The organism is Bradyrhizobium sp., from assembly GCF_052389815.1.
Classification (GTDB): Bacteria; Pseudomonadota; Alphaproteobacteria; order Rhizobiales; family Xanthobacteraceae; genus Bradyrhizobium.
Window position 1 is genome coordinate 1 of the sequence record NZ_JBQTHN010000040.1, and the last position, 24,549, is coordinate 24,549.

Genomic DNA, 24,549 nt, shown 5'->3' on the forward strand with positions numbered 1-24,549 from the left:
TGGGTCAACTCCGTGATGCTCTGGAAGATCTCGGTGCCCCGTATCTTGAACAGGGATGCCGCAGGGCCCGGATCGATACCACGCGCCATCTGCGCCACCACCCGCAGCTCGGTCGCCTCCAGCGCCAGGACGTCGAGCTCGATGCGGGCGATGTCCCGCCGGAACTCGAGATGCGCCGGATCATCGGCCGGAATTTCGGCCCTCACAATCTTCTTCAGCCGGTCCAGATAGCGCGTGGAACGGCCGATTCCGGCCATGCTGGTGCGTTCGTTTCCGAGCAGAAATTTTGCGTAAGTCCAGCCCTTGTTTTCCTCGCCGATCAGATTCTCGACGGGCACCGGCACGTCTTCGAGGAAGACGTCGTTGACCTCGTGCGATCCGTCGATGGTGATGATGGGCCGCACGCTGATGCCGGGCGATTTCATGTCGATCAGCAGGAAGGAGATGCCGGCCTGGGGCTTCGCCGCAGGGTCGGTCCGCACCAGGCAGAAGATCCAGTCGGCATGCTGGGCCAGCGTCGTCCAGGTCTTGTGACCGTTGACGATGTAGTGATCGCCGTCGCGCACCGCCTTGGTGCGTACAGAGGCAAGGTCCGAGCCCGAGCCCGGCTCCGAATAGCCCTGGCACCACCAATCCTCGCCCGAAAGGATTTGCGGCAGAAACTTCTTCTTCTGCGCCTCGTTGCCGAAGGTGTAGATGACCGGACCGACCATGGTGATGCTGAACGCGAGCGGCGGCAGCGTTCCGGCCCGAGACGTCTCCTGTTCAAAGATGAAGCGTTGCGTAACCGACCAGCCCGGGCCGCCGTACTCCTTGGGCCAGAGGGGGGCAATCCATCCCTTCTTGTGCAGGATCCGGTGCCAGAGCAGCGACTGCTCCTTCGTCAAATCGGTCTCGGGATTCGGAACGCGCATTTCCTGCGGGTAGTTCTCCGCAATAAAGGCGCGCACCTCGTCACGGAACGCAGCGTCCTCGCTGGAAAGATTGAGCTCCATCTTGCGAGGCTCCTGTTACCATTTCTCGCCGAAGGGACGAATCTCCAGCTCGAAGGTCCAGGCGCTCTTGGGCTGCTGATAAAGCAGCCAATAGGATTCCGCGACCGACGACGGCGGCATCAATGCATCGGGGTCGTCCAGCGCGGTCGGACCAAGCGCCTCGATCCGGCGCTGGCGCACCCATTCGGTGTCGACGCCGGAATCGATAATGAGGTGCGCCACGTGGATATTCTTGGGACCCAGCTCACGCGCCGTTGCCTGGGCGACGGCTCGCAGGCCGAACTTGGCACTGGCGAACGCTGCATAGCCGGTGCCGCCGCGCAGGCTTGCGGTGGCACCGGTGAAGAAGATGTTGCCCTTGCCGCGCGGCAGCATCAGCCGCGCCGCCTCACGGCCGGCGAGAAAGCCCGAATAGCAGGCCATCTCCCAGACCTTACGGAACACCCGCTCGGTGGTGTCGAGGATCGGAAAGTTGACGTTGGCGCCGATGTTGAAGATGCAGACTTCCAGCGGCGCGTGCTTGTCGGCATCGTTGAGGAAGGAGATGATCTCCTCCTCCTTGCGTGCATCGAGCGAGCGCGCATGAATTTCGCCGCCGGCTTTCTCGATCTCCTTGACCAGCGGTTCGAGCTTGGCGCCGTTGCGGCGCCCGGCAAACACCGTGAAGCCTTCGGAGGCGAACTTCTTCGCGATCTCGCCGCCGATATAGTCACCGGCACCGATCACGGCCACGGTCGCATTTCTCTTCTGCAAAGATCTTCTCCCGGTCAAGTTAGGTAGTTGCCTGCGAGGCGGGCCGGCCTGCGCCGGAGGCGGTTGCCCCGCCCAGGGACTCCGCGAGCACATGCTTGAGTATTTTGCCGCTCGAAGTAGCAGGCAAAGAATCGAGAACGATGACTTCGGACGGCCGCTTGTAGGGGGTGAGCTGAAATCGAATGAAACCCATCAGATCGGCCGGCTTCGCCCGTGACCCAGGCCGAAGCTGCACAAAGCCGACAACATCTTCATTGCCGTCGATGACACGGCCGACCACGGCGCACTGCACCACGTCCTTGTGTGAGCTGAGCACCGTCTCGACCTCGGCGGGATAAACGTTGAAGCCCGAGCGGATTATCATTTCCTTGGTGCGGCCCATAATGTAGAGACAATCGCCATCGAAGCGTGCCAGATCGCCGGTGTTGAACCAACCGCAGCTATCGATCACCTGTGCCGTCAGCTCGGGCGCCCCGTAGTAGCCGCGCATCACGTTACGTCCCCGGACATGAAGTTCTCCGAGCTCGCCCCTCGACAGCGGTATGCCGTCGAGTGTTCTGATGCGCCCCTCCACGCCGGGCAGCAACGTACCCACAGCCTGGTCAAAACGCGGCGCATCGAAGCGAACGCCTGATATACCCGGCGAGCATTCGGTCATTCCATAGCCGTTGAGCAGCGGCAAACCGAACTCCCTCTCCACGCGCACCTTCAGACCGAGATCGAGCGACGCACCGGAAACGGTAATCAGCCGCAACGAGCCTCGATCGAGCCGCTTCACACCCGACACACCCTTGTACTCCAGCAGACGCTGATACGTGGCGGGAACACCATTGAGTATGGTTATGCCCTCCTCCGCAATCGCCTTGGCGGCTGCCGCTGGATCGAATTCGCTGGCCATCCGCACTGTGCCGCCGACCATAAGCGTCATGATCAGCACCGAGATGCCGACGATATGCGAGATCGGCAGCACCAGGTAGATTTTGTCGGCGCGATCCATTTGGCGGAAATGCGCTGTAGTCCTGGCGCTGATCAGCAGGTTTTCGTGCGTGAGCATCACCCCCTTTGGCGTACCCGTCGTCCCTGAGGTGTAGATCAGCACCGCAACTTGTTTTGCCGGATCGGCCTCCACCGGCTCGACAGTCGCGCTTTCGTTCAGGGGACCAACGCCGATTTCCGGCAACGCACCCAGTCGCCGCTTCTCCGCGCCATAGCGGGATGCGTGCGCCGCAGCTTCCTTCGAAACGCCCGATGTGAAGAGCAACCGGCGGGCGCCGCTATGATCGCGAATCTGGTCCAGTTCCCGCGCCGACAATCGCGGGTTGGCCACGATTGCCCAGGCGTCGAGTCGGCTTGCCGCAAGCAGCAACGCCGCCAGTGCAATGCAATTTTCGCTGACAAGGATCACCCGGTCTCCCGCCCTTACCCCAAGCGAGGAAAGGACGTTAGCGATCTCGCTGACATGCCGATCCAAGTCACGGTAAGTCCAGGATGCGCCGTCCTCGATCAACGCGATCTGATCCGACGTTTTAGCAACGTGATTGGCGGTTACCTGATGGATGCGGTGCGGCAGCCCAAGAGCAATCTCGTCGATATCGATCGCTTGCGACAGCTCGGCCACGACTGAACCTCCCGACCAGCGAGTGCCCACACTGCACCGCGGCATGCCCCATCGTATAGCGTTCTTTTTTAGAACTCGTCAACTCATAAATTTCTCATGAGGAAATGGCAACTTGGTTGCCCTATTCCAACGGTTTTCTGTGAGGCGCGTTTACAAAGCGGTCAAGAGCGGCTAACTATACATACCAAATCGGAACTTACGGAGGAAGCAGGAATGCCCGAAAGTCGCGGCGTGGCGATACTAGTGGGCGCTGGCGATGCCATCGGCGCGGCCGTCGCGCGGCGATTCGCCAAGGGCGGCTACACCGTTTGCATTTGCAGGCGGGACGCCAGCAAATCCCAAGGCCTCGTGGATGAACTCACAGTTGCCGGCCAAAAAATTCACGCCTTCAGCGTCGACGCCCGACAGGAAGCGGATGTCCAGAAGCTGTTTGGGGAGATCGAACGCGACATCGGCCCTATCGAGGTCTGCCTCTTCAACGCGGGTTCGAACGTTAACAAGCCTCTAGTGGAGACCACGGAGAAGCTCTTCTTCAAAGCTTGGGAGCTGGCCTGCTATGGCGGATTCCTGGTCGGACGTGAGGCTGCGCGCGTCATGCTGCCGCGCGGACGCGGCACCATCTTCTTTACAGGCGCAACGGCCAGTGTGCGTGGCGGCCCGGGATTTGCAGCATTTTCATCGGCGAAGTTCGGCCTTCGCGCGGTAGCCCAGGCTATGGCGCGCGAGCTTGGGCCGAGGAATATCCACGTCGTTCATCTCCTGATCGACGCCGGCGTGGACAGCGAAGCCATCCATCAGCGCATGAAAGCGGCTAAAGGGATCGAGGCAAACGAGATTCCGCCGGACAGCCTGACAAAGACCTCTTCGATCGCCGATGCCTATTGGTTCACCCACCAGCAAAGCCGGGATGGCTGGACTCATGAGCTCGATCTGCGTCCGTCCGTGGAGAAATGGTGATGGATGCAGCGCCCGATCTCACCCTGTGGGGTGTTGGGACGAGCCGCACCATGCGCCCGCACTGGGCCATGCACGAACTGGGCCTGACCTATAAGACCAAGCCCATCGGCCCGCGAACCGGTGAGACCAAGACTGCCGAATACACCAAGCTTAATCCTCGCCAGAAGGTGCCCCTGTTGCAGGACGGCGACTTCAGCATCGGCGAGAGCGCAGCGATCGTCGCTTACCTGTCGCGAACCTACTCCACTACGGAACGCTCGCTGATTCCGGAGGCTGCGCGCGACTATGCGGCGTGGCTCGAGTGGTGCTTCTTTATCGTGGCTGAACTCGATTCCACGAGCCTCTACGTCATGCGCCGCCACCGCGCGGATGCACTGGGACACATCTACGGAATCGCGCCAGAAGTGGTCGCACAAGCCGGCGATTATTTCCGCCAGCAGCTGCGGCACGTGGAGGTCGCACTGTCGGATGGACGTACGTTCTTGATGGGCGACCAATTCACAGGCGCCGATATCCTGCTTACCACATGCCTCGATTGGGCTATCGCCTACGGCGTCGGCATCTGCGACAACGCGCAGCCCTACCTTGAGCACATCCAGGGCCGGGACGCCTATCAGAGAGCCCTCACTGCGAATACTCCGCTAGCACCGATTACGCCGGCGGCGGCGAAGGTCTGAGCCGTTCGCCGACACGAGAGGTTTAGACGGCCACGCGCACACTGCGCTCGGCGACCATCCGGTCTATGGCGCCATCGTCGTAGCCGAGTTCATGCAGGACATCACGCGAATGCTCACCGATGCGGGGAGCCGGTCCACCGATCGCGGCCTCGTTGATTTCGAAGCGGGCCGCCGGTTTGGGCTGCCGCACCCGCCCGACCTTCGGCTGATCGAATTCCGCGATGATGCCGCGCGCGACGACCTGTTCATTCTGAATTATTTCTCCCCGCCGCAAGATGGGCGCGCAAGGTACGTCGGCTGCGTCGAGGCGCTCCAGCCATTCAGCGGTCGTATGCTGAGCGATATATTCCGCCATCTTGTTGATGCGTGCAGTAGCGTTGACGGACCGCGCCGATGGCGTCGCAAACCGTGGGTCCTTGGCAAGTTCGGGGTCGCCGGTCGCGCGGCAAAAACCCTGCCATTCGGAATCCGATATGGTGCCGGCTGTGATGTAGCCGTCGCTGGTCTTGAACACCAGATCCGGCCGATCGTTGGGATCCGCGGCGGCAGCCTCGGCACCGACTACGGTGTACTGCATCATGCCTTCCGGCCAGAGATAGGAAATCATCGCATCCAGCATCGCAACCCGGATGTGATCGCCCTGCCCCGTCTTCTCGCGGGCATAGAGCGCCGCCGCCACTGCCTGCGCAGTGAATACGGCGGTTGTCTTGTCACATACGATGGTGCGGATCATTTGCGGGCGGTTCGTTACCGGTTGCGACTGGATATCGGCAAAGCCCGAAAGGCCCTGAATAATCGGATCATAGACACGCTTCTTTACGTAAGGGCCGGTATCGCCGACACCGCTGATCGAGACGTAAATCAGGCGCGGATGGCGTTGACGCAATTCCTCCACGCCTAGTCCAAGGCGCTCCATGGTGCCGGGCCGAAAATTCTGCACCAGCACGTCAGCCTGCGCGACCAGCCTAGTCAGCACCTCGCGACCAGCCGCACTCTTGACGTCGACCGACAGTGAACGTTTCCCGCGATTGGAAGAAATGAACAGGGCGGAGAATTCGCCGTCCTTGTCGATGGTGGCACGGCTGCGGCGCGTGATGTCGCCGCCGATCGGCTCGATCTTCAGGACGTCGGCGCCCTGATCCGCCAGAAACATAGTCGCGAACGGGCCCGACACCACGCCGGTCAGATCGAGGACACGAACACCGCTAAGCGGGCCAGGCATTGGGCAGCCTCCCTGAGTTTATTCTTGCATTAGGTCCGGAGTCCGGATTTCTCGCTCGGCCCGAACAGTCCCACTGTCAGGCTGTCTTGGAAACAGGTTTCCTGGTCTGCTCGATAATCGACTCCTCGACGTCGCGGAGCTGATCCTTGCCGAAAAACATTTCCTTTCCAACGAAAAAGGTCGGTGAGCCGAAGGCTCCCCGGCTGACGGCGTCGTTGGTCAGATCGATCAGCCTCTTCTTGACGTCATCCTGTTGTGCGCGGGCGATCAACCTGTCGATATCGATTCCCGACGAAACAAACGCGTTCCGGAAGATTTGGGGATCATCCATCTTCTTCGGCTCTTCCCACATGTGGTGGTAGGCGGCCCGGAAATAGGGTTCAAACATGCCCTCGAACTGGGCCGCGACTGCGCCGCGCATCAGCATCAGGGTGTTGACCGGGAAGAAAGGGTTTTGGCGGAATTTCGTCACGTTGTGACGGCGAATGAAGCGCTGGGTCTCCAGCGCCTGGTATTCCGGCTTGTTCTTGATTCCGCGAAGCGAATCGAACGGCGACATATTGCCGGTTGCCTTGTAGATGCCGCCGAGCAGAACCGGGACGTACTCGAACTTCACGCCGGTACGCCGCTCGATCCCCGGAATGGCCACTTCCGCGAGATAGGCGTTCGGGCTCCCGAAATCGAACTGGAATTCAACCTTCAGCGTCATGTCGGCTTTCTCCCGGAGAGCGCGTTGAACGGTCGGGTATCGGTCCGATTACCCGGGCTTGTTACAGGGAGTCATACAGTTCTAAATTCGAACTGTCAATTGCGGTCGATTTCGGCTAGTTTGGGCTTGAAACGCGAGGGATTGTTTAGAATTTAGTACCTATCTAGAATGGTACGGCCGCTGCGGTTCCCTGGACGATTCGAGGGGAGGCGGGCCCGGATGACTGGAGACCATTGATGAAATGGAAAGAACTCGAGGAAGAGCCATGTTCGATGGCCCGAACCATTGGCGTGATCGGTGACCGCTGGACTCTTCTAATCCTGCGCGAATGCTTTCTGCGCACGCGCCGGTTCGAGGGATTTCAGTCCGCGCTCGGAATTACACGCCACTTACTCGCCGAGCGGCTGAAGAAGCTGGTCCGGCAGGGCGTCCTGCGACGCATTCCGTATCAAGATTCGCCGAAACGCCACGAGTATATCCTAACACAAAAGGGACTCGACCTTTACCCGATCATGATGGCGATTGTGCATTGGGGAGACACCCACATGGTCGACGAGCGCGGTCGGCCGCTCTTGCATGAGCACCGCAAGTGCGGAAAGAACTTCGATCCGGTCATGGTATGCTCCGAATGCGGCGAGCCACTTTTGGCCAAGGAGGTTCACACCCACCCGGGGCCAGGCGCCCGAAGCACCCCAGCAGCCAAAGTGTCAGAGAATTCGAAGGCCAAGGCGCGCTCCCGGGCCGCTTGAGGTGGCGACCGGGAACAATCGTAACGAAGGCATCCCTCGGCAGGTCGCAGCGTACAGGAGCATCGGCGGGCGCCTCTGGCTGACACGAGATGTGCCGCCGCGGGGCCGCTAGACCCGGATCACATCTTCACTGGCTACGTTACAGTAGAGGCGTTCGACCTGCTCAGAACGATTTTTCAGCACAGCGCGTTGATTGACGTAAGCCTTGTCGGTGATTTCTCCTGCCGCCAGCGATGGTGGATCCTTACACACGGAGAACGAACAGATTCGTTCGCTGCTTCCAACCGTTTCGTTGTATTCCTGAAAACGATCCTTCAGAAATTGAAGCACGAGAGGGTCACGGGTTAGGTCCGCGGCTGGAGTCTTAGAAATCCGCGCTGCCTCGGTTGGATTGAGCCAGCAGAGCAGCGAGCACGATTCACGATTTTCTCCCGCAACGACAATATCCAGCAATACGCCGCGCGCTGCAGCCAGGATTGCCGCACGCACATTTCCGATCGAGACCCACGTACCGTTCGCAAGTTTGAAGTTCTCGGAAATTCTGCCCGTAAACCGCAGCCCGAGTTCCGGCTTCTGAGGATCCATAAACGAGACGGTATCGCCGATGCGATAGAAGCCTTCCTCATCGAAGGCCTTCTCCGTCAAATCCGTTCTTCCAAGATAACCGGGGGTAACGTTAGGACCCTTCACCCTCGCCTCGTAAGTATCGGAAACAGGAATCAGCTTCAATTGCAGCCCCGGCGCGGGAAGACCAATCTCGCCCGGCTGCTCGGTTGCCCAATGGGTCGTACTGATTGTCGGAGCCGTTTCGGTGGTGCCGTAGCCGGACATGACGGGAATGCGCCGGCCGGTGATCGACGACATCAGCCGATAGAGTTTTTCAAGCGTATCTTGCGAAATTGCAGCCCCGGCGTAGCTCAATCTGTCCAGCCGCTCGAACACGGCGGCGCCAAGGTCGCGATCGTTCTCGATCGCGTCACACAAGAGATTATAGCCGGCAGGTACGTTAAACATTGCGGTCGGCGAAATTTCCTTGAGATTCGCGATCGTCTTGTGGAAAAGCTGAGGCAGCGGCCGGCCATCGTCGATGTAGAGCGTCCCGCCGTTCTTGAGAATTCCGTGAAGGATCACATTGCTGCCCATCGTATGGTGCCACGGTAGCCACTCAACCTGGACCGGTGCATCCTGAGGCGACACCAGCAGACTCCCCATTTGCAGGGAGCTGGCCATCATGCGGTGGGTGTTGAGTACGCCTTTCGGGAAACCGGTCGAACCGGACGTGAAGAGAACCTTTGCCACAGCGTCGCAAGACACCGCACGCGAAGCATCTGTGAATCCGTCAACCCCGGCTCGTGACGTCAGGGCGCGAAAAGGCACGGTGTCCGGCGCCCCGTCGACGCTGATCCAGGTCGCGGCTGCTAGATCAGCAATAGAGCGGCCGGCAGAAAAGTCGCGTCCGCTCTGAACGAAAACGAAATTCGGACGCAGCGCCTCCGCTATGTCCTTTAGACGAGCCAGGCCTCCGGGCATCAGCGTGTAGTTTGGCGATATCGGCGCCAGGATTACTCCAATCGCCATCGCGGCAAACGAGATCACCGCGTTCTCGATCGAGTTTCCTGAAAGCACCGCCAGCTTGTCGGAGGGCTTTGCGCCCATATCGATCAGAGCCTGGCCAACCGACTGAACCTGCGACCATGCTTCGCGATAGGTGATCTCGTCCCAGTCACCCTTCGCATTGCGTTGGGCAAGAAAAATCCTATCCGGTACAGAATTTGCCCAGGTCGAAAGGAAGTCCGTGATCCGCCAATCGCAATGTCCCAACTCAATAGGCGAGCTCAATATCAGCGTGCCGCCGGTTCGACGCTCTATGGAAAGCTCCCTCGGCGCAAACGTCAGTGCCCTCGTCGACATCGCAACTGATCTCCTGAATTATCGCGTGGAGCCGATCGCACGCGCTGCACGCGCTTCGGCACTCCTGATGCTCATCGCCGCTGGGCCCACCGCCTGGATGCGTGAGCCGTCAACCGGGCATCGAGCCACTGCCCTACTCGCAGCTTCGATTGGCCAGGTCACTCGGACCTGGCATCCAGCACTTCCCCGAAGGCTTCCCAGCTCGTGCCGGTCCATCGCTGCAACCGCATCTGCGTCCAGATCATGTTCTCGGCGTCGGAGGTGTTGACCTTGATGCCAGGCAGCGCAGTTGGAATGATGAAGTTCTTAAGATTCTTGGCCTGCGCAAGAATATTCTTGCGGGACAGATCATTGCCACATTGCTTTAGAATCTGCTCGAGCAGGAGGCCTTGCTGATAGCCGGTCAGATAGCTGCCGTTGGTGATATCGGCGCCCGGCAAATACTTGTCAAAAAACGTTCGGTAGGCCTGCACGCCCGGGTCGTCTTTCCATGCCGGATCCAGAATATCCTTGTTGGTCGTGCCGACGATCACGCCGACAGATTTGTCGAGACCGGCGGGCGTGAGCGTGCCTCCGACCGAGCCGGAGGGGAAATTGATGATCACGGTCGCCTTCCAGCCGATCACTGAGGCTTGCCGGATGGCCTGCGCTGCGAACTTCGGCGTGCCGGCAATCACAAGCGCGTCCGCACCAGAGCTCTTTAGATTGACGACCTGAGAATCAACCGTCGGTTCGGTGACCTCATAGGAGGCGCTCACGACTTTTCGGTCGAACTCCTTGCCGAGAAACGCCTTGAAAGCGTTGACATAATCTTTGCCGAGGTCGTCGTTCTGATACAGGATGGCATACTTGGCGTTTGGCAGTGCTCTCGTCAGATATTTGGCGTAGATTTTTCCTTCGGTGTCATAGCTGACAAGACCTGTGGTGGTCAGCGGATAATTGGCGACATCCGTGAACTTGGATGAGCCACTCATGATTGCGATGCCGGGCACCCCTTTCGACCTAAGGTATTTTGCCGTAGCTGAGATACCGGGAGTGCCGAGCTGACCGAACATGAACGACACTTCATCGCTCTCGACGAGTTTGCGGATGTGCTCCACGGCTTTGGGCGGGCTGTACGCGTCGTCATATGCGATGTAGTTGATCTTGCGGCCGTTGATGCCGCCGCGGTCGTTCACCGACTGAATGTAGGCCATGAGGCCCCTGCCCACGAGACCAATTGAGGACGCCGGTCCGCTGAAGGGAAACACGCCGCCAATCTTGATCTCGGTCGCTGAAATTCCCGGCTCCTCAGCCGCGAATGCCGGGCCGCTCAGAAGTAGCGCCAGAGCCGCCACGGTCTTCCATCTCATCAGCATTGCTCTTCCTCCAAACGCGTACCCTTCCCGGTACGTGGTTTTGTTTTGCTGCGCCTCCTCCCCACGTCACTCCGCGGAGGCTTCGACTACTTCGGCAAAAAGGTTCCAACGTGCGCCGGCCTTTTCCCCTATCGTACAGTTCTTTTTTAGAACTAGTCAAGCCGCTTTAAGGGTGAGTTCTCTCGGCCAGGGGTTCCGGCACTGAGGCATCCTCTTCCCGGAAGCCAACCGTCCGTTCTGAGTTCGATGATTTCGCTGAAATGAACTGCTTCCCGCTAACCCAGCTTGGCGGCGTTCGATCCAGCGTAAAGCCTTGAATGACAAGCGGACGTGAGGGGTCGCAATCGGATCTTTCCAGCTAGGGCGCCGTAAATTCCTATAAAGTACTTATGTCTGATCAATTGGTTTTGGACGCCAGGGCAAGCGAACGCCCTGCGAATTTCCAGGTCCAGTGCTCGAAACTGTTCGCAGCGAGTGACCACGAGCACGACTTCGTGGGCCCCACCAACCTCCGAGCTACCGCTTCTCGACCTTTTCCGGAGTGATGATCTGGACCTGTACGGGCGCCGCAAAACACTTGACCGCGACGCGGCCAAACGCCTTCATGTGATCGCTCTTGGAATGCAGAGGGAGGCACTCTGCCGATTGCCACTGTTCGACGAACACGAGCTTGTTCGGATCGGTGGTACTTTCGAACAGTTCATAGGAAATGCATCCATCTTCCTGACGGGTGGCGGCAATGCATTCCTTCGCGGCAGAGAACAACTCCGCCTTCATTTCCGGCTTCACCATGAGCGTAGCAATCACATAGACCATCTTGTCCCGTGCCTTTCCCCGACGCATCCGCGCCCGGTGTATCTACTTTGAAGCCCCAAGCGCCCCGCCGGCCATGGCAAGGCGATGTAACAGCGGCACCGGCCGAAGTGTTTCGTCCTTGTCCAGTGCGGCCATATAGGCCAGCCGCTCAGCCACGACGGGCAGCCCTGTCTGGTCAGCAAGGAACATCGGACCGCCGGTCTGCCGCGGCCAGCCGTATCCATAGAGCCAGACCAGATCGATGTCGCTTGCCCGCTCCGCGATCCCCTCCTCGAGAATTCGTGCCCCTTCATTGATCATCGGATAGATCAGGCGCTCATGAATCTCGCTGTCGCTGATCTCGCGTCGAGTGATGCCGAGTTTGCGACTGGTCTCCACAATCAAGGCGTCCACATCGGCGTCCGGAATCGGCGTTCTGGATCCCGCATCGTACCGGTAATACCCGGCTCCGGTCTTCTGACCGAATCGTCCCGCTTCGCACAGCGCATCTTCGATCGGCGACTTCTCGCCGCTATCCTTGCGCGATCGCCAGCCGATATCGAGACCTGCCATATCCCCCATCGCAAACGGCCCCATCATTCCGAACCGCGCCGCGACAGCGTCGACCTGCTGCGGAAGCGCCCCGTGAAGCAACATCTTGCGGGCCTGGAGCAGGCGGACTAAGAGCATTCGATTGCCGACAAAGCCGTGACAGACGCCCACGACGACGGGAACCTTGCCGATGCGCCGCGCGACTGCGGCGGCGCTAGCCAGCACGTCCGGCGCCGACTTATCGCCACGCACGATCTCGGACAGCTTCATGACATTCGCCGGGCTGAAGAAGTGCATCCCGAGAACATCCTGGGGCCGCTTCGTGACAGCTGCGATCGCGTTGACGTCGAGAAAGGAAGTATTGGTTGCGAGAATCGCGCCCGGCTTCGCAACTGTGTCGAGCGTGGAGAAGATGTCCTTCTTTATCTGCATAGTCTCAAAAGCAGCCTCGATGATGAGGTCGGCTTCCGCAGCGTGCTCCAGGCCCACGGCACCCTCAATCAGCGCCATGTGCTTAGCGACCATGTCAGAAGACATCCCCGAGCGCGCTGCGGTCGCCTCGTAATTCTTCCGTACGATAGCAAGGCCACGGTCGAGCGCGTCCTTTGCGATCTCGATCAGCTTCACCGGGAGGCCGGCGTTGGCAAAGGACATGGCGATGCCCCCACCCATGGTGCCCGCGCCGATGATCGCGACCGAGTCGATCTTGCGCGGGCGCGTGCCCGCTTCCACACCAGCGATCTTGTTGCTGCTGCGTTCCGCGAAGAACACGTGACGCAGCGCTCTTGACTGAGAGCCACCTCTCAATCGCGTGAACAGCTCCCATTCGCGCCGGATCGCTTCATCGAACGGTACGTCCAGGCACCAGGCAACGGCTTCCACGCAGGCCGCCGGAGCTTCCAGCCCGCGATTGCGCTTCATCGCTTCAGCTGCCGCCTTCGTCAGTATGCTCCTGTCAGCGCGCGCCGCTTCCAGCTTCGAATCGTCATCGCGCAGCGACCGAAAGGGACGGCGTTCGGACAGAACTTTCTGTGCAAAGGCCACACCCGCCGCTACAGGGTCCCCTTCGAATATTTGATGGACCAGCCCAAGCTGCAGCGCCTCTTCCGCGCCGATCGGATCGCCGGTCACGATCAATTGCACAGCTCTTGCCGGTCCGATGGCGCGCGGCAGACGTTGCGTACCGCCACCACCCGGGATCAATCCAAGCTTGACCTCCGGTTGCCCTAGCTTGGCGTCGCCCGAGGCGACACGGAAATGGCAGCCCATCGCAACTTCGAGCCCGCCGCCAAACGCGACGCCATGAATGGCAGCGACGACAGGTTTGGACCGGTTCTCGAATAGGCGGTTGATTTCATCAAGACTCGGTCCTTCAATCTTCTGGTCGAACTCGCGAATGTCGGCCCCGCTAATGAACGTGCGGCCAGCGCAGGCAAGCACGACGGCTGCGTATTGCTGATCGCCCAGCACCTCCCGCATGGCGTTGCGCAGACCTTGGCGCACCGCCGAACCAAGTGCGTTCACCGGCGGGTTGTCGACCAGAAGAACGGCCACAGTGCCGTGCTTCTCGATGCTAACGGGGCTGGTCATCGGCTATCTCCTTGGGAAGAACAGTGCGTCCGGATCCGGCACCGGCGGCAATTCCAATCGGCCGCCAAGCCGCCTTCGTAACCGGTCGGGCGGCCTTGGACTGGTCCCAGCTTGGTAGTTCGGCTTGGTCAGTCCTGGCCACAGCGCATCTGACGAGCGGCTATTCAGCATTGAATTGAGTGCGCGGACGCCGCCGCTGACCCGCGACCGTCTTTTGTACCTATGTGCAGCATGGTCCTTTCCGCGTATTGGCCTTTCCCGGAAATACGCGAAGGTTGGAGCTGTCGAGCGTTCTGAGCAATTGCGTCAGACAGCCATGATGCCGCCGTCCACCGCCAATATCTGGCCCGTAATGTGTTTGCCGGCGTCGCTGGCGAACAGGACGACCGCCCCCTTTAGATCGTCTTCATCGCCGATGCGACGCAGCGGAACACCCGCAGTCAGCTTGTCGAGCCCAACCGCCTTAATGGTTCCGGCCGTCATTTTGGATGGGAAGAAACCCGGAGCAAGCGCATTGACCGTAATGCCGTATTGACCCCAACTGCCCGCCAAGGCGCGGGTGAAATTGACAACCGCTCCCTTGCTCGTGTTGTAGGCAATCATCTGCGGCTCGCCAACATGACCTCGCAATCCGGCAATCGACGCCATGTTGATAATGCGCCCGTACTTGTTCGGAATCATCGACCTCTTCGCGACCTGCTGGCTCAACACGAACAGGGATCGAATATTGAGATTCATCACCTTGTCCCATGCTTCGATGGGATGATCCTCTGTTGGAGCTCCCCAGGTAGCGCCGGCATTGTTGACGAGAATATCGATCCTGCCAAACTTGCCCAGCGCCTCATTGACCAGACGCGCAACATCATCATCCCTGGAATTGTCGGCCGCGATCGCCTCCGCCTGATATCCGAGCTTTGACAGGTGCGAACACGCTTGCTCCAGATCGGTGGCTTTCCGCGACGACAAAATCACCTTGGCGCCTTGCTCGCTCAGTGCCTCGGCAATCTGCAGGCCCAATCCACGAGAGGCTCCCGTTACGAGCGCGATTTTGCCCGTAAGATCGAGTGCCTTCTTCACGCTTCCCATGTGCGATTCCTTTCATATGATTACTCTTCACAGCCAGATACGTATCGCCGCTACTCCAAGACCGGCGAGGTCCGTTTTGCACAATCACCTGGTGCTCACGATGAACAGCTCAATCAATGCAATGAGCGTGTCGGGTGCGTCTTCCTGACTGAAGTGACCGGCATTCCGGAGCTTGATGACGGGCCCCTCTGGCCATATTGCTTTGAATTCAGAGATCTGGTTCTCCGGCGCAATAGCTCGATCCTTCATGCCTACCGCTAGCATCGCAGGCTTCGACTTCAGGTTTTCGAGAAGCGGAAAGCCCTCCTCAAGGTATGGTCTGATCCGACCGAGCAACGCATCGAGCGGAAACTCAATTGCCCCGACGCAATCCTCTTTGGTTGGAAACGCCGAGCGATAGGCCGCGAGCCAATCGGAATCGACCACCGATAAATTCTCCAAGCCTTGCGTCTTCATAATGCTGAGGATGTTCACATCCAGGTGTCCCAACACCTCACCGAGCGTACCGGCTCTGTGGTGATTTAGGATGAGCTGGAACCAAGGTGTCAATCCCGGCGGCGCCTTGCCATAGCCGGTCAGCGTGTTGAGGAGAAACAGGCGCCTCACTCGGTCGGGATGGCGCAGCGCAAACGCTGATCCGATCAGCCCGCCCCAATCCTGCAAGACGAGCGTAATGTTGGTGAGTTCGAGCGCTTCGATCAATTTGGTCAAGTTGTCGACGTGCGCCCTGAGTGAATATTCACGACCTTGAGGAGTTTCGCTCTTACCAAAACCCATGTGGTCAGGAACGACAACTCTATGCGTAACGGAAAGCGGTGGGATGAAACGTCGATAGAGGTAGCCCCAAGTCGGTTCACCATGCAAACAAACTATGGGGTCGCCGGTTCCCTCGTCGACGTAATGCATCCGAAAGCCGGCTCCCTCAAAAAAGCGCGGCTTGAAGGGCCAAGTCCCACCAAAAGTCTCGCGGGCGGCAATCATGGCAAGTCATAGCTCCTTCGGTTCTGCTTAAGCACCCTATTCCGCGACGACAAGATCACCTTGGCGCGTTGCTCACCCAGCGCCTTGCGACTTGGCGTCCAATCGAACGTGAGCCGTCTGCTACGAACGCGATCTTCGTAGGATCGAATGCCTTTCACTGCCGAACTAGCCTCAGGCGCAGGCGGCTAGCGTCCCTTGAAGACCGCGGCACGGCGTTCGACGAAGGACTGGATACCTTCCATCATGTCCTGGCTGTTAAAGACACGATCCTTGATCTTGGGGATGTAGTCGATCGCGGAACGTTCGGCCGCCTCGATGTACTTCAACGCAGCTGCTTTGGTGACCTGAATTCCGATAGGCGCGTTCTTGACGATGGTTTGCGCCAACTCCATCGCACGCTCAATTTGCTTTCCGGGCTCGACCACTTCCTGCACTAGGCCGATCCTATGGGCCTGCGCGGCATCGAACTCGTCGCACAGGAACAGGTGGTACATTGCATCGCCCCAACCGGCCCGAGTCAGAAAGCGAAAGTGAGCACCCCCGAGCGGCGCAATACCCCGTTTCGATTCCATCTGGCAGAACCGGCTGTTTGACGCGGCGACGACAATGTCCCCGGCGAGCATCATTTCGATGCCGATGGTGTAGACAATTCCCTGCACCGCGGTGACAACCGGTTTGCGACAACGCCCCTTGAGGGCGAACACGTCGATGTTGGCGGCCGGGATATCGATCTTTTCGGCCTTCGGGCCGAAGAATTTGGGCATGTCGAGGCCGGCGGTAAAGTCGCTGCCCTCGGCGCAGACCACGCCGGCCCAATAATCGTCAGTGCGGTCCAGCAAGGTCATCGCTTCGGAGATCTGCGCCATCATCTGCGGGTTGAACGAATTCTTCTTTGCCGGATTGTCGATGATGACCTTTAGCACCCGCCCGTGAACTTCAGTGCGGATCTGGCCCAGCGGGGGCTTCTGCTCGGTCATTTGCTCCCTCCACGCAGCGCTTGACACCTACAGGGATAGCAGCCCACTGCGGTGTGCTCGATCAGGTCACATGACAATTTGTGCCCGACGCCGGCTACAACATTCTTGTGCCTAGCTTATTCAGGAATGAATTTCGCGGTGACAGGCTGGTCGTTTACTCTCCCGGCGCCAGCAGCCGGCGGCAGCGCCGCAAACCCCAACACCTACCGCAGAGGCGCATCATGACGACCAGTCCGCTGTTCGAGCCTTTCAAGCTGAAATCGCTTGAAATTCGGAATCGAGTGGTCATGGCGCCCATGACCCGCTCCAAGAGTCCCGACGAGACGCCCGGAGAAGATGTAGCCGCATACTACCGCCGGCGAGCGGAAGGCGGGGTCGGGCTGATCATTACCGAAGGCACGACCATCGACCGGGCCGGCAGCTCAAACGATTCCAATATCCCGAATCTGTACTCACCCCGAAGCATCGATGGCTGGCGTAAGGTCGTCGCCGCCGTCCATGCCGCGGGCGCGAGAATCGCGCCACAGATCTGGCATCGGGGCATGGTGCGCAAGCCAGGCACCGGTCCCCGGCCAGACGGCAGATCGGACGGGCCCTCGGGACTATCGGGTTCTGGGAAGCAAGTCGCCGAACCGATGACCGATTCGGATATCGCCGACACGATCGATGCATTTGCACGAGCTGCACTGGTTGCGAAAGAGATCGGCTTCGACGCTGTCGAGTTGCACGGGGCGCATGGATATCTGGTGGACCAGTTCTTTTGGGCGCAGACCAACAAACGAAATGATGTTTACGGAGGCAACCTGGTGCAGCGAACCCGGTTCGCCGCTGAGATCATCAAGGCAATTCGAACGCGAGTCGGACCGGACTTCGTCATCATTCACCGTTTCTCCCAGTGGAAACAACAGGACTATGGCGCTCGACTTGCGAACACGCCTGACGAGCTCGCCGCTGTCTTGACTCCGCTGGTCGACGCCGGCGTCGATATATTCCACGGTTCAACGCGACGATTTTGGGAGCCCGAGTTCTCCGGTTCCAATCTCAATCTCTCCGGGTGGAGCAAAAAGCTTACCGGCAAACCGTCGATCACCGTTGGATCCGTTGGCCTCGAAGGTGCCGACTTTATCGAGTCCTACAAGGGCAAGAGCGCCGAAGTCGGCGAGCTGCACGATCTTGAATCCCGCCTTGGACGTGGCGAGTTCGATCTTGTCGCGGTGGGCCGGGCGCTGATCGCCGATCCGTACTGGACATCGAAAGTCCGCGACCGGCAATTCGCCGAATTGTCGGCGTTTTCTCCAGCATCAATGGCAATGCTTTGATCTGGAAGCCTTGAAATCCAGCTCAAGCAAATGCGCCAGGTCTCACATTACCTGGAGGCCATCGAAACATTAGACGCCGACAGGCTCCGCGAAATGCGACACGCCAAGCCACCCCCCGACCAAGTCAGACTTGTCGGTGCCCTCGATCTCGACGACCTCCGACTTTGTCATGGACTCCTTTCCGCCGCGGGCGGTAACCTCCACCAGCTTGAACCTTGCCCGTACGCGGCTTCCCGAACGCACCGGCGTCACGAAGCGAATTTTGTCAAAGTCGTAATTGATCCTCATCACGACGGCGCATCTCGAAGAATTCCTCGCCGCCATCGCTACACTTACTGGAGACGGTGATGTGCACGATCGTTGGTGCCACGACCCCCCGCGTAATGAGGGATGAGGAAGCATCGAAAGATCTGCTGGGCGCGCGAGGTCATTCCTCGACTACGCGGAGATGCGCCGATCTCTCCGCGCATAACCGGCGCTATGTTCATCCATCGGGTCCTCGCAAAGGAACTGATTGCCCTCAAACCCGCAGCGAATTCTGCTGGTCGCGGACAATCCTGCGCGCCCGTGTTAAAGCCAGCTTAACGCCGTCACGCACTGCGCTGCAAACGCCTTCGAGGCCCTTGTTGTCCCAGAAACCACGCACGAGACTCCGCAAACTCTGTTTCGAGGCACCGACGGACCTGCCGTGTCAGCTTGCGTAGATCGCTCTCGCGTCGGCGCAACAGCCAAAGATCCATTGACGACGATTCGTGAGGAAGAACACGCACCAAACCCTCTGCTAGAGCGAACGGGACCGCCAGGAATGCCAACCCCAGTCCCGCGGCAGCGGCGGAGAAATGATTCGCGATCGGCATTACTCTCAATGCGCCGCGGGCATCCGCGGCAGCCTTGAAGCGCGTGAGGAGAACCATTTGTCCGGCACGTTCGCTGCGAAGGTCGGCAAAGTCTACCGGACTCCCGATAATCTCGTGCTTGTCGAGATCCGCAACAGACCGTGGCGTGGGATGCTCAGCCAGATAGGCCTCGGATGCGAACAAGCCGAATGCAACCGTCGCCACCCGCCGCCCAATCAGCTCGTTGTCGCCCGGATGTCCCATCCTGAGAACGAAATCGAGGTCGCTTGCGGCAAGATTCTGCTGCAGAACCGTTGAGCTTATCTCGAGCCGGATCTGGTCGTCTAGCGCACGCAGCTTTTTGACGCGAGGCAACAACCAATGCTTGGTCAGGCCTTCCGTAGCAGAGATCTTGATGGAGTAGGATCTGTCCCCGACGCGCGATGACAGGTCGCGCTGAAACAACTCGAACGAACGTACCATGTCAGCCGCCGACTGACGGAGTTGTTCGCCTTCCTGTGTGAGCTTGACACCGGAAGACACTCGAAAGAACAGCGGAGCTCCGATGTAGCGTTCCAGCTCCTTCAATCGCCGACCGAGCGTCGGCTGGCTCATACCAATTTCGCGAGCCGCCCGATTGAGACTGCCGATCTTGGCGACGGAAACGAAAAGTCGAAAGAGATCCCAGTTTACTTCCGCAGCTCGTCCTCTTGCTCTCGGCGACGACATCTGGACCTGAACGCTTGAAGCTTCGATAGTCGACTCGACGGTCCGGCAAGCGTCCCTGTCGCCTCCGGAAGATTGCGTCAGAACCTCAACCGCCATCGCCGCCTCCAGGACATTCAGCGCGCATCTGCTACATTCCGCACGGGCAACGTTGATGACTGAACAGTTGCCGGAGTGCCCCGAGTTCGGCGCGCTTTCTGACTCGATCCTCATTCTTCATCAATGAGAATGATGATCATCATGCACAACGTCAAGGCAAAACGTTTGTCTCGACGACCATCTTGATTCGTAAAGCAGTGCATTGATCATCCGTCTGCGGTGCTTTCACGGAATAGGATACACTGGCGACCAGGGACGCTACCCCGCCACGCTTAGACGCTCGGGCATCAGATCTGTACGGCTTCATGCGCCGTTCGTCCTCGTTCAGAAGGATCAAGACGGAAAGCACCGGCCAAAGGCCTGCAGCAATCTCGGTGAACCGCGGAAGCGAAGTCTCCTGCGCAGCAGTAGCCAAGGCAGCTTCACCTCTTTGCGGACAAAGCTCAACCACGCGTCACTATCGGCTGTCATAGTGAAATCTGCCGCACCGTGACGGCCATTGGTAACCTTGATCGTCTTGTTCCTGATCTCGACGGTGACTTCCGCGGGTTCGCGACCCACAAACGTGAAATGAAACGCGGCATTGAGGCCGGCAGAACGCCCCCGTTGAAAGACCAACGTAAGCGATCTCAGAAAGGCAAAAATCGAACGTAGATTCGAAAGTCCGTTGTGAACGCGCTTGATTGGCTTGTGCGGGAAGCGGCGGGGCACGTAGGCCTCAGCGTCAGATCCGGCGACAACATAGACGGTCTCAGCCTTTTCGGTTAGCGGTCTGGCTATCTCTTCCATGTATTGCTTACGGTCGGCAAGATACGGACCGATCACATCTTCACCAGCCGGACACACCGCAATACAGTAAGCGGCTTTGTAGTTCGCCCCGAAGGAAAGGCTTTGCCACATTGAGGCCGTCTCTGCCGGCGTGACTCTATCCCGATAGGCACGCGAACTCGGACTGTCGGCGATCGCATCTACCCAATCGGTGAAACCGCCTGAGAATTCACGATAGTTGTGCGTGTAGCAGGCCGCGAAATCAAAATGCCCATCCGGAGCGATCGCACCAGTGGGACAGGCGGAAACGCAGAGCTTGCATTCCAGACAAGGGCTGAAGTCGAGTGGTCGCGAATAAGCACTGATCTCCGTGTCCAACAAGACTGTCCCGAGAAGAATAAAATTGCCGAACTTTGGATGGATGACGTTGCGATGAATGCCCATCCGACCAAGGCCGGCCGCTTCGGCAATGGGCTTATGCGATACCAGCCACTGCTTGCCTGCGCCGAACCGGTCCATTTCCATCGGAAAGCCGACGGCAGCTGCATTTATCGCTCGAACGCCAACGTCTTCCAGTCTTCTAACGACCTCTCGAACCACGCCGTCTGTATTGTGCACGACGTGGTGAAATTCGATATTTGCGATGGAGCGCATCGGAGTTCGGATGTTCTCGCGATTCATCCGACACACAATACTTATGATGGATTTCGCGCGGGGGAACACACCGACGATATCTGCACGGTGCGCCGCGAGATCTTCCCGATCGACCTCGACGAAACCTACGTCATCTGCCCCCGCTTCCAAACACAATGATCTAAGCAGATCGGCATCCAATGTGGGCGGCGGAGACGCCTTTGCTTCAGCTCGATGCGATACAACGGTTGGATGACTCGCCAAATCGGCCACACACCAACTCCCTCATCAGCAGGTGCAAATCGGCCCCGATCTCGATCAAATCAAGATATCCAAACAAAACTTAGTCACTTGCAAAAAACTAGTCAAGTCTGGTAATGGACGAGGAACAACTCATAGGAATGACCGCAAATTGTCCGCAGGACCTCCTGCCAAGGTGTTGGGAGCTCCTGAAGAGCGGATGGGCGCCAATCGTCGTTCTCTCAATCGCTGGAGCACTCGCAATGCAATTGACCGTCAATGGCAAGCGGCACGACTTGGACATCGAACCGGCCATTCCGCTTCTTTGGGTGCTTCGAGATGAACTCGGCATTACGGGACCGAAGTATGGCTGCGGCGCCGGCCTCTGCGGCGCATGCACCGTGCACGTGGACGGCAAGGCGGTCCGCTCCTGCTCGATCAGTGCTGGCGAGGTTCGCGGCAACGTTACGACGATCGAGGGCCTCGGAACGCCGGCAAACCCACACGTGATTCAGCAGGCTTGGATCGAGCACCAAGTTGCGCAGTGCGGCTATTGTCAGTCCGGCCAAATGATGACTGCGGCAGCCCTCCTGTCGAAAACCCCCGATCCGTCTGAGTCCGATATTGCCGACGCCATGGGCGGGAATCTTTGCCGATGCGGAACTTATCCTCGCATCCATAGCGCCGTCAAAACTGCAGCCCAGATGACGAAGGGGAAATAACGTGGCTCGGCTTGGAAAAATTGCACGACGCACGTTTCTGATTGGATCCGCGGCGATCGCCGGAGGCGTCGCGTTCGGCTATTATAGCTTGCGCAAGGATCCTCTCAATCCGTTGCTCAAACACCTCCAGCCGGGTGAAGCCGCGATCACGCCCTATGTTCGCATCGATGCGAAGGGCGTCACGCTTATTGCTCCGCGAGCCGATAAAGGCCAAGGCTCCTATTCCATCCAAGCACATCTGATTGCTGAAGAGCTCGATGTGGATCCTCATAAAGTTCGCATCGATCCTGGTCCGCCCAGTCCGGCATACTTCAACAGCCGGATCATGGACGACAGCCTGCCCTTTTCTACAATCGATGATGGCTTCTTGGCACGGGGTGCGCGTGGTGGCGGCGAAGTGTTGAGCCGTGTGCTGGGTATGCAGATCACTGGTGGTTCCTCCACTGTACCCGATGGTTATCATAAACTTCGCATGGCGGGGGCTGTTGCGCGCGAGACTTTGAAGGAGGCGGCCGCCCGAAGGTCGGGAGTGTCCCGATCAGAACTGAAAACCAAGGATGGCCAGGTCATCCTGCCCGATGGCAAGTCCGTTACTTACGCGGAACTAGCCGTTGAGGCAGCGCAGCTTGCACCCATTACCGATGTCACGCTCCGACCAGAACATGAGTGGCGCTACATTGGCAAGAGCATGCGCCGGATCGATATCGTTGCGAAGTCTACCGGTACACAGCAGTATGGGATTGATATTCGTCTGGACCGAATGGTGTATGCCACCGTGCGGGCCAATCCCGGTATGGGAGGCACGATCAAACGATATGATGCCTCTACCGCGGAAAAGATGAGGGGCGTGAAAAAGATCGTCCCGGTCAAAGACGGTGTGGGCGTCATTGCCGATAACACGTGGAGAGCCTTTCAGGCCGCGGCCGCAATCAAGATCGAATGGAACGATCCTCCCTACCCGGCCAACTCGGCTGGAATGTGGAAGGTATTGGAGAATTCGTTCTCCAAAGACATGCAGGACAGCCGACTTCGCAACGACGGAGACGTCGAGAAGGCATTGGCCGCCGCACCCAAACCGATTGAGGCAGAGTATCGAACGCCATATCTAGCTCACGCGCCGCTCGAGCCCATGAATGCGGTGGTACTCTATACGAAGGAACGGCTCGACATATGGACGGGAACGCAGATCCCGCTATTCCTCCAGGTGCATGCCGCGAAGCTGACCCAACTGCCGGAAGACAAGGTTTATGTTCACGCTCAGCCAATCGGCGGCAGCTTCGGAGCGCGACTCGACGACACCTACGCGTTGCAGGCCATCGAGCTTGCGATTGCGATGGAAGGCGTTCCGGTCAAAATGACTTGGAGCCGAGAGGAGAACATGGCGCACGACTATCCGCGCCCGATCCAGCTCTCGCGCGCAAAGGGAACAGTTCGCGATGGCAAGGTCGAGAGCATGAGCATCGATATCGCTGGCCAATCAATGGGGGCCTCTTGGTTTAACCGTCTGCAGGCGCCCGTTCCTCCCGGTCCCGATACTACTAGTGTCAATGGCGTTTGGGACCAACCTTTCGCAATACCGAACTACCGGGTGACAGGTTACCGGGCGAAGGAAATGGTGCCGGTCAGCCCGTGGAGATCGGTTGGAGCCTCGGCGAATGGGTTTCATCACGCCTCCTTCCTGGACGAACTGATCCATGCCGCCGGCGCTGATCCGATGTCGGAACTTATTCGTCTATGCGATCATAAGACCTCGAAGGCAGTCCTGGAGACCCTGCAAGATATCTCCGCATGGAAGGGACCGCGAATCGACAGCAAGCGCGCCCGTGGTGTCGCCCTGACGTTATCGTTTGGCGTACCGATGGCCCAAGTCGTTGAAGTGAGCGATACGGCTCAAGGCATCAGAATCGACAAAGTATACGCCGTTTGCGAGGTGGGGCGTGTTCTCGATCCGATCAATTTTGAGGCGCAAATCCAGGGAGGCATCATCTGGGGCTTGGGTCATGCGATGAATTGTGAGCTGACCTACGACAACTTCGCGCCGGTCCAGACGAACTTTCACATGTTCGAGGCAATGAGATTCCATCAGGCACCAGAAATCATCGTCAAGGGATTGCAGCTTGGGAGTGAAGTGCGCGGAATTGGCGAACCCCCCGTTCCGCCAGCGGCACCAGCGCTTGCGAATGCCATCTTTGCTCTCACTGGAAAGCGTGTCCGCGAACTGCCCCTAAACAAGGGTGTCAAGTTCGCGTAATCCAGCAATCCGCTTCTCTCTACCT

General features: G+C 58.8%; 20 protein-coding genes. 6 read left to right on the forward strand and 14 right to left on the reverse strand.

The features are described from left to right. The 3 genes from ACT4OC_RS08505 to ACT4OC_RS08515 all read right to left on the reverse strand — a co-directional run. Nucleotides 1-995 (reverse strand): acyl-CoA dehydrogenase family protein (locus tag ACT4OC_RS08505; protein WP_444838530.1); only part of this gene is annotated, 995 nt, incomplete at its 3' end. Nucleotides 996-1,010: 15 nt separating this feature from the next. Next, complete coding sequence (locus tag ACT4OC_RS08510; RefSeq protein WP_444838531.1) at nt 1,011-1,748, reverse strand: SDR family oxidoreductase; 738 nt, start codon at nt 1,746-1,748, stop codon at nt 1,011-1,013. 19 nt (nt 1,749-1,767) lie between these two features. After that, nucleotides 1,768-3,366, reverse strand: a complete 1,599-nt coding sequence (locus tag ACT4OC_RS08515; protein WP_444838532.1) for a class I adenylate-forming enzyme family protein — start codon at nt 3,364-3,366, stop codon at nt 1,768-1,770. A gap of 213 nt (nt 3,367-3,579) precedes the next feature. Here ACT4OC_RS08515 and ACT4OC_RS08520 point away from each other — a divergent pair, with 213 nt between their 5' ends. Both ACT4OC_RS08520 and ACT4OC_RS08525 read left to right on the forward strand, forming a co-directional pair. After that, nucleotides 3,580-4,323, forward strand: a complete 744-nt coding sequence (locus tag ACT4OC_RS08520; protein ID WP_444838533.1) for an SDR family NAD(P)-dependent oxidoreductase — start codon at nt 3,580-3,582, stop codon at nt 4,321-4,323. Next, complete coding sequence (locus ACT4OC_RS08525; RefSeq protein ID WP_444838534.1) at nt 4,323-5,000, forward strand: glutathione S-transferase family protein; 678 nt, start codon at nt 4,323-4,325, stop codon at nt 4,998-5,000. Before ACT4OC_RS08520 ends, ACT4OC_RS08525 begins: the two co-directional genes overlap by 1 nt. Nucleotides 5,001-5,022: 22 nt before the next feature. Here ACT4OC_RS08525 and ACT4OC_RS08530 read toward each other — a convergent pair whose 3' ends face one another. Further along, nucleotides 5,023-6,222, reverse strand: coding sequence for a CaiB/BaiF CoA transferase family protein (locus ACT4OC_RS08530; RefSeq protein WP_444838535.1), 1,200 nt, complete (start codon nt 6,220-6,222; stop codon nt 5,023-5,025). A gap of 76 nt (nt 6,223-6,298) precedes the next feature. Next, on the reverse strand, nt 6,299-6,931 hold the full coding sequence (locus ACT4OC_RS08535) for a 2-hydroxychromene-2-carboxylate isomerase (RefSeq protein ID WP_444838536.1): 633 nt from the start codon (nt 6,929-6,931) through the stop codon (nt 6,299-6,301). Nucleotides 6,932-7,167: 236 nt separating this feature from the next. On the opposite strand from ACT4OC_RS08535, the gene ACT4OC_RS08540 reads away from it, so the two are divergent. Then, nucleotides 7,168-7,680 carry a winged helix-turn-helix transcriptional regulator gene (locus ACT4OC_RS08540; protein WP_444838537.1) on the forward strand — a complete coding sequence of 171 codons (513 nt, stop codon included), beginning with the start codon at nt 7,168-7,170 and terminating at the stop codon, nt 7,678-7,680. A 108-nt stretch (nt 7,681-7,788) separates the two neighbouring features. Here the strand turns inward: ACT4OC_RS08540 and ACT4OC_RS08545 are convergent, their stop codons facing one another. The 7 genes from ACT4OC_RS08545 to ACT4OC_RS08575 form a co-directional block, all read right to left on the reverse strand. Further along, nucleotides 7,789-9,591 (reverse strand): AMP-binding protein, encoded by a 1,803-nt coding sequence (locus tag ACT4OC_RS08545; protein ID WP_444838538.1) that lies wholly within the window; start codon nt 9,589-9,591, stop codon nt 7,789-7,791. A gap of 158 nt (nt 9,592-9,749) precedes the next feature. Continuing rightward, nucleotides 9,750-10,949: an ABC transporter substrate-binding protein gene (locus ACT4OC_RS08550; protein WP_444838539.1), complete on the reverse strand. Its 1,200-nt coding sequence runs from the start codon at nt 10,947-10,949 to the stop codon at nt 9,750-9,752. A gap of 516 nt (nt 10,950-11,465) precedes the next feature. Continuing rightward, entirely contained in the window at nt 11,466-11,765 is a 300-nt protein-coding gene (locus ACT4OC_RS08555; protein WP_444838540.1) for a putative quinol monooxygenase, read from the reverse strand. Nucleotides 11,766-11,807: 42 nt separating this feature from the next. Then, a complete protein-coding gene (locus tag ACT4OC_RS08560) occupies nt 11,808-13,886 on the reverse strand; it encodes a 3-hydroxyacyl-CoA dehydrogenase NAD-binding domain-containing protein (protein WP_444838541.1) in 2,079 nt (692 codons plus the stop codon). A 306-nt stretch (nt 13,887-14,192) separates the two neighbouring features. Further along, a complete protein-coding gene (locus ACT4OC_RS08565; RefSeq protein ID WP_444838542.1) occupies nt 14,193-14,972 on the reverse strand; it encodes an SDR family oxidoreductase in 780 nt (259 codons plus the stop codon). A gap of 84 nt (nt 14,973-15,056) precedes the next feature. Further along, on the reverse strand, nt 15,057-15,953 hold the full coding sequence (locus ACT4OC_RS08570) for an alpha/beta fold hydrolase (protein ID WP_444838543.1): 897 nt from the start codon (nt 15,951-15,953) through the stop codon (nt 15,057-15,059). A gap of 185 nt (nt 15,954-16,138) precedes the next feature. Beyond that, complete coding sequence (locus tag ACT4OC_RS08575; RefSeq protein WP_444838544.1) at nt 16,139-16,930, reverse strand: crotonase/enoyl-CoA hydratase family protein; 792 nt, start codon at nt 16,928-16,930, stop codon at nt 16,139-16,141. A gap of 221 nt (nt 16,931-17,151) precedes the next feature. On the opposite strand from ACT4OC_RS08575, the gene ACT4OC_RS08580 reads away from it, so the two are divergent. Next, entirely contained in the window at nt 17,152-18,249 is a 1,098-nt protein-coding gene (locus ACT4OC_RS08580; RefSeq protein WP_444838545.1) for an NADH:flavin oxidoreductase, read from the forward strand. A gap of 590 nt (nt 18,250-18,839) precedes the next feature. On the opposite strand, the gene ACT4OC_RS08585 is transcribed toward ACT4OC_RS08580, so the two are convergent. Next, complete coding sequence (locus ACT4OC_RS08585; RefSeq protein ID WP_444838546.1) at nt 18,840-19,910, reverse strand: LysR family transcriptional regulator; 1,071 nt, start codon at nt 19,908-19,910, stop codon at nt 18,840-18,842. Between the two features lie 333 nt (nt 19,911-20,243). Beyond that, nucleotides 20,244-21,584 carry an SCP2 sterol-binding domain-containing protein gene (locus ACT4OC_RS08590; RefSeq protein WP_444838547.1) on the reverse strand — a complete coding sequence of 447 codons (1,341 nt, stop codon included), beginning with the start codon at nt 21,582-21,584 and terminating at the stop codon, nt 20,244-20,246. Nucleotides 21,585-21,814: 230 nt separating this feature from the next. On the opposite strand from ACT4OC_RS08590, the gene ACT4OC_RS08595 reads away from it, so the two are divergent. Together ACT4OC_RS08595 and ACT4OC_RS08600 are read left to right on the forward strand one after the other, a co-directional pair. After that, nucleotides 21,815-22,273, forward strand: coding sequence for a (2Fe-2S)-binding protein (locus ACT4OC_RS08595; protein ID WP_444838548.1), 459 nt, complete (start codon nt 21,815-21,817; stop codon nt 22,271-22,273). A gap of 1 nt (nt 22,274) precedes the next feature. Next, complete coding sequence (locus tag ACT4OC_RS08600) at nt 22,275-24,524, forward strand: molybdopterin cofactor-binding domain-containing protein (RefSeq protein ID WP_444838549.1); 2,250 nt, start codon at nt 22,275-22,277, stop codon at nt 24,522-24,524. The last annotated feature ends 25 nt before the right edge of the window (nt 24,525-24,549 follow it).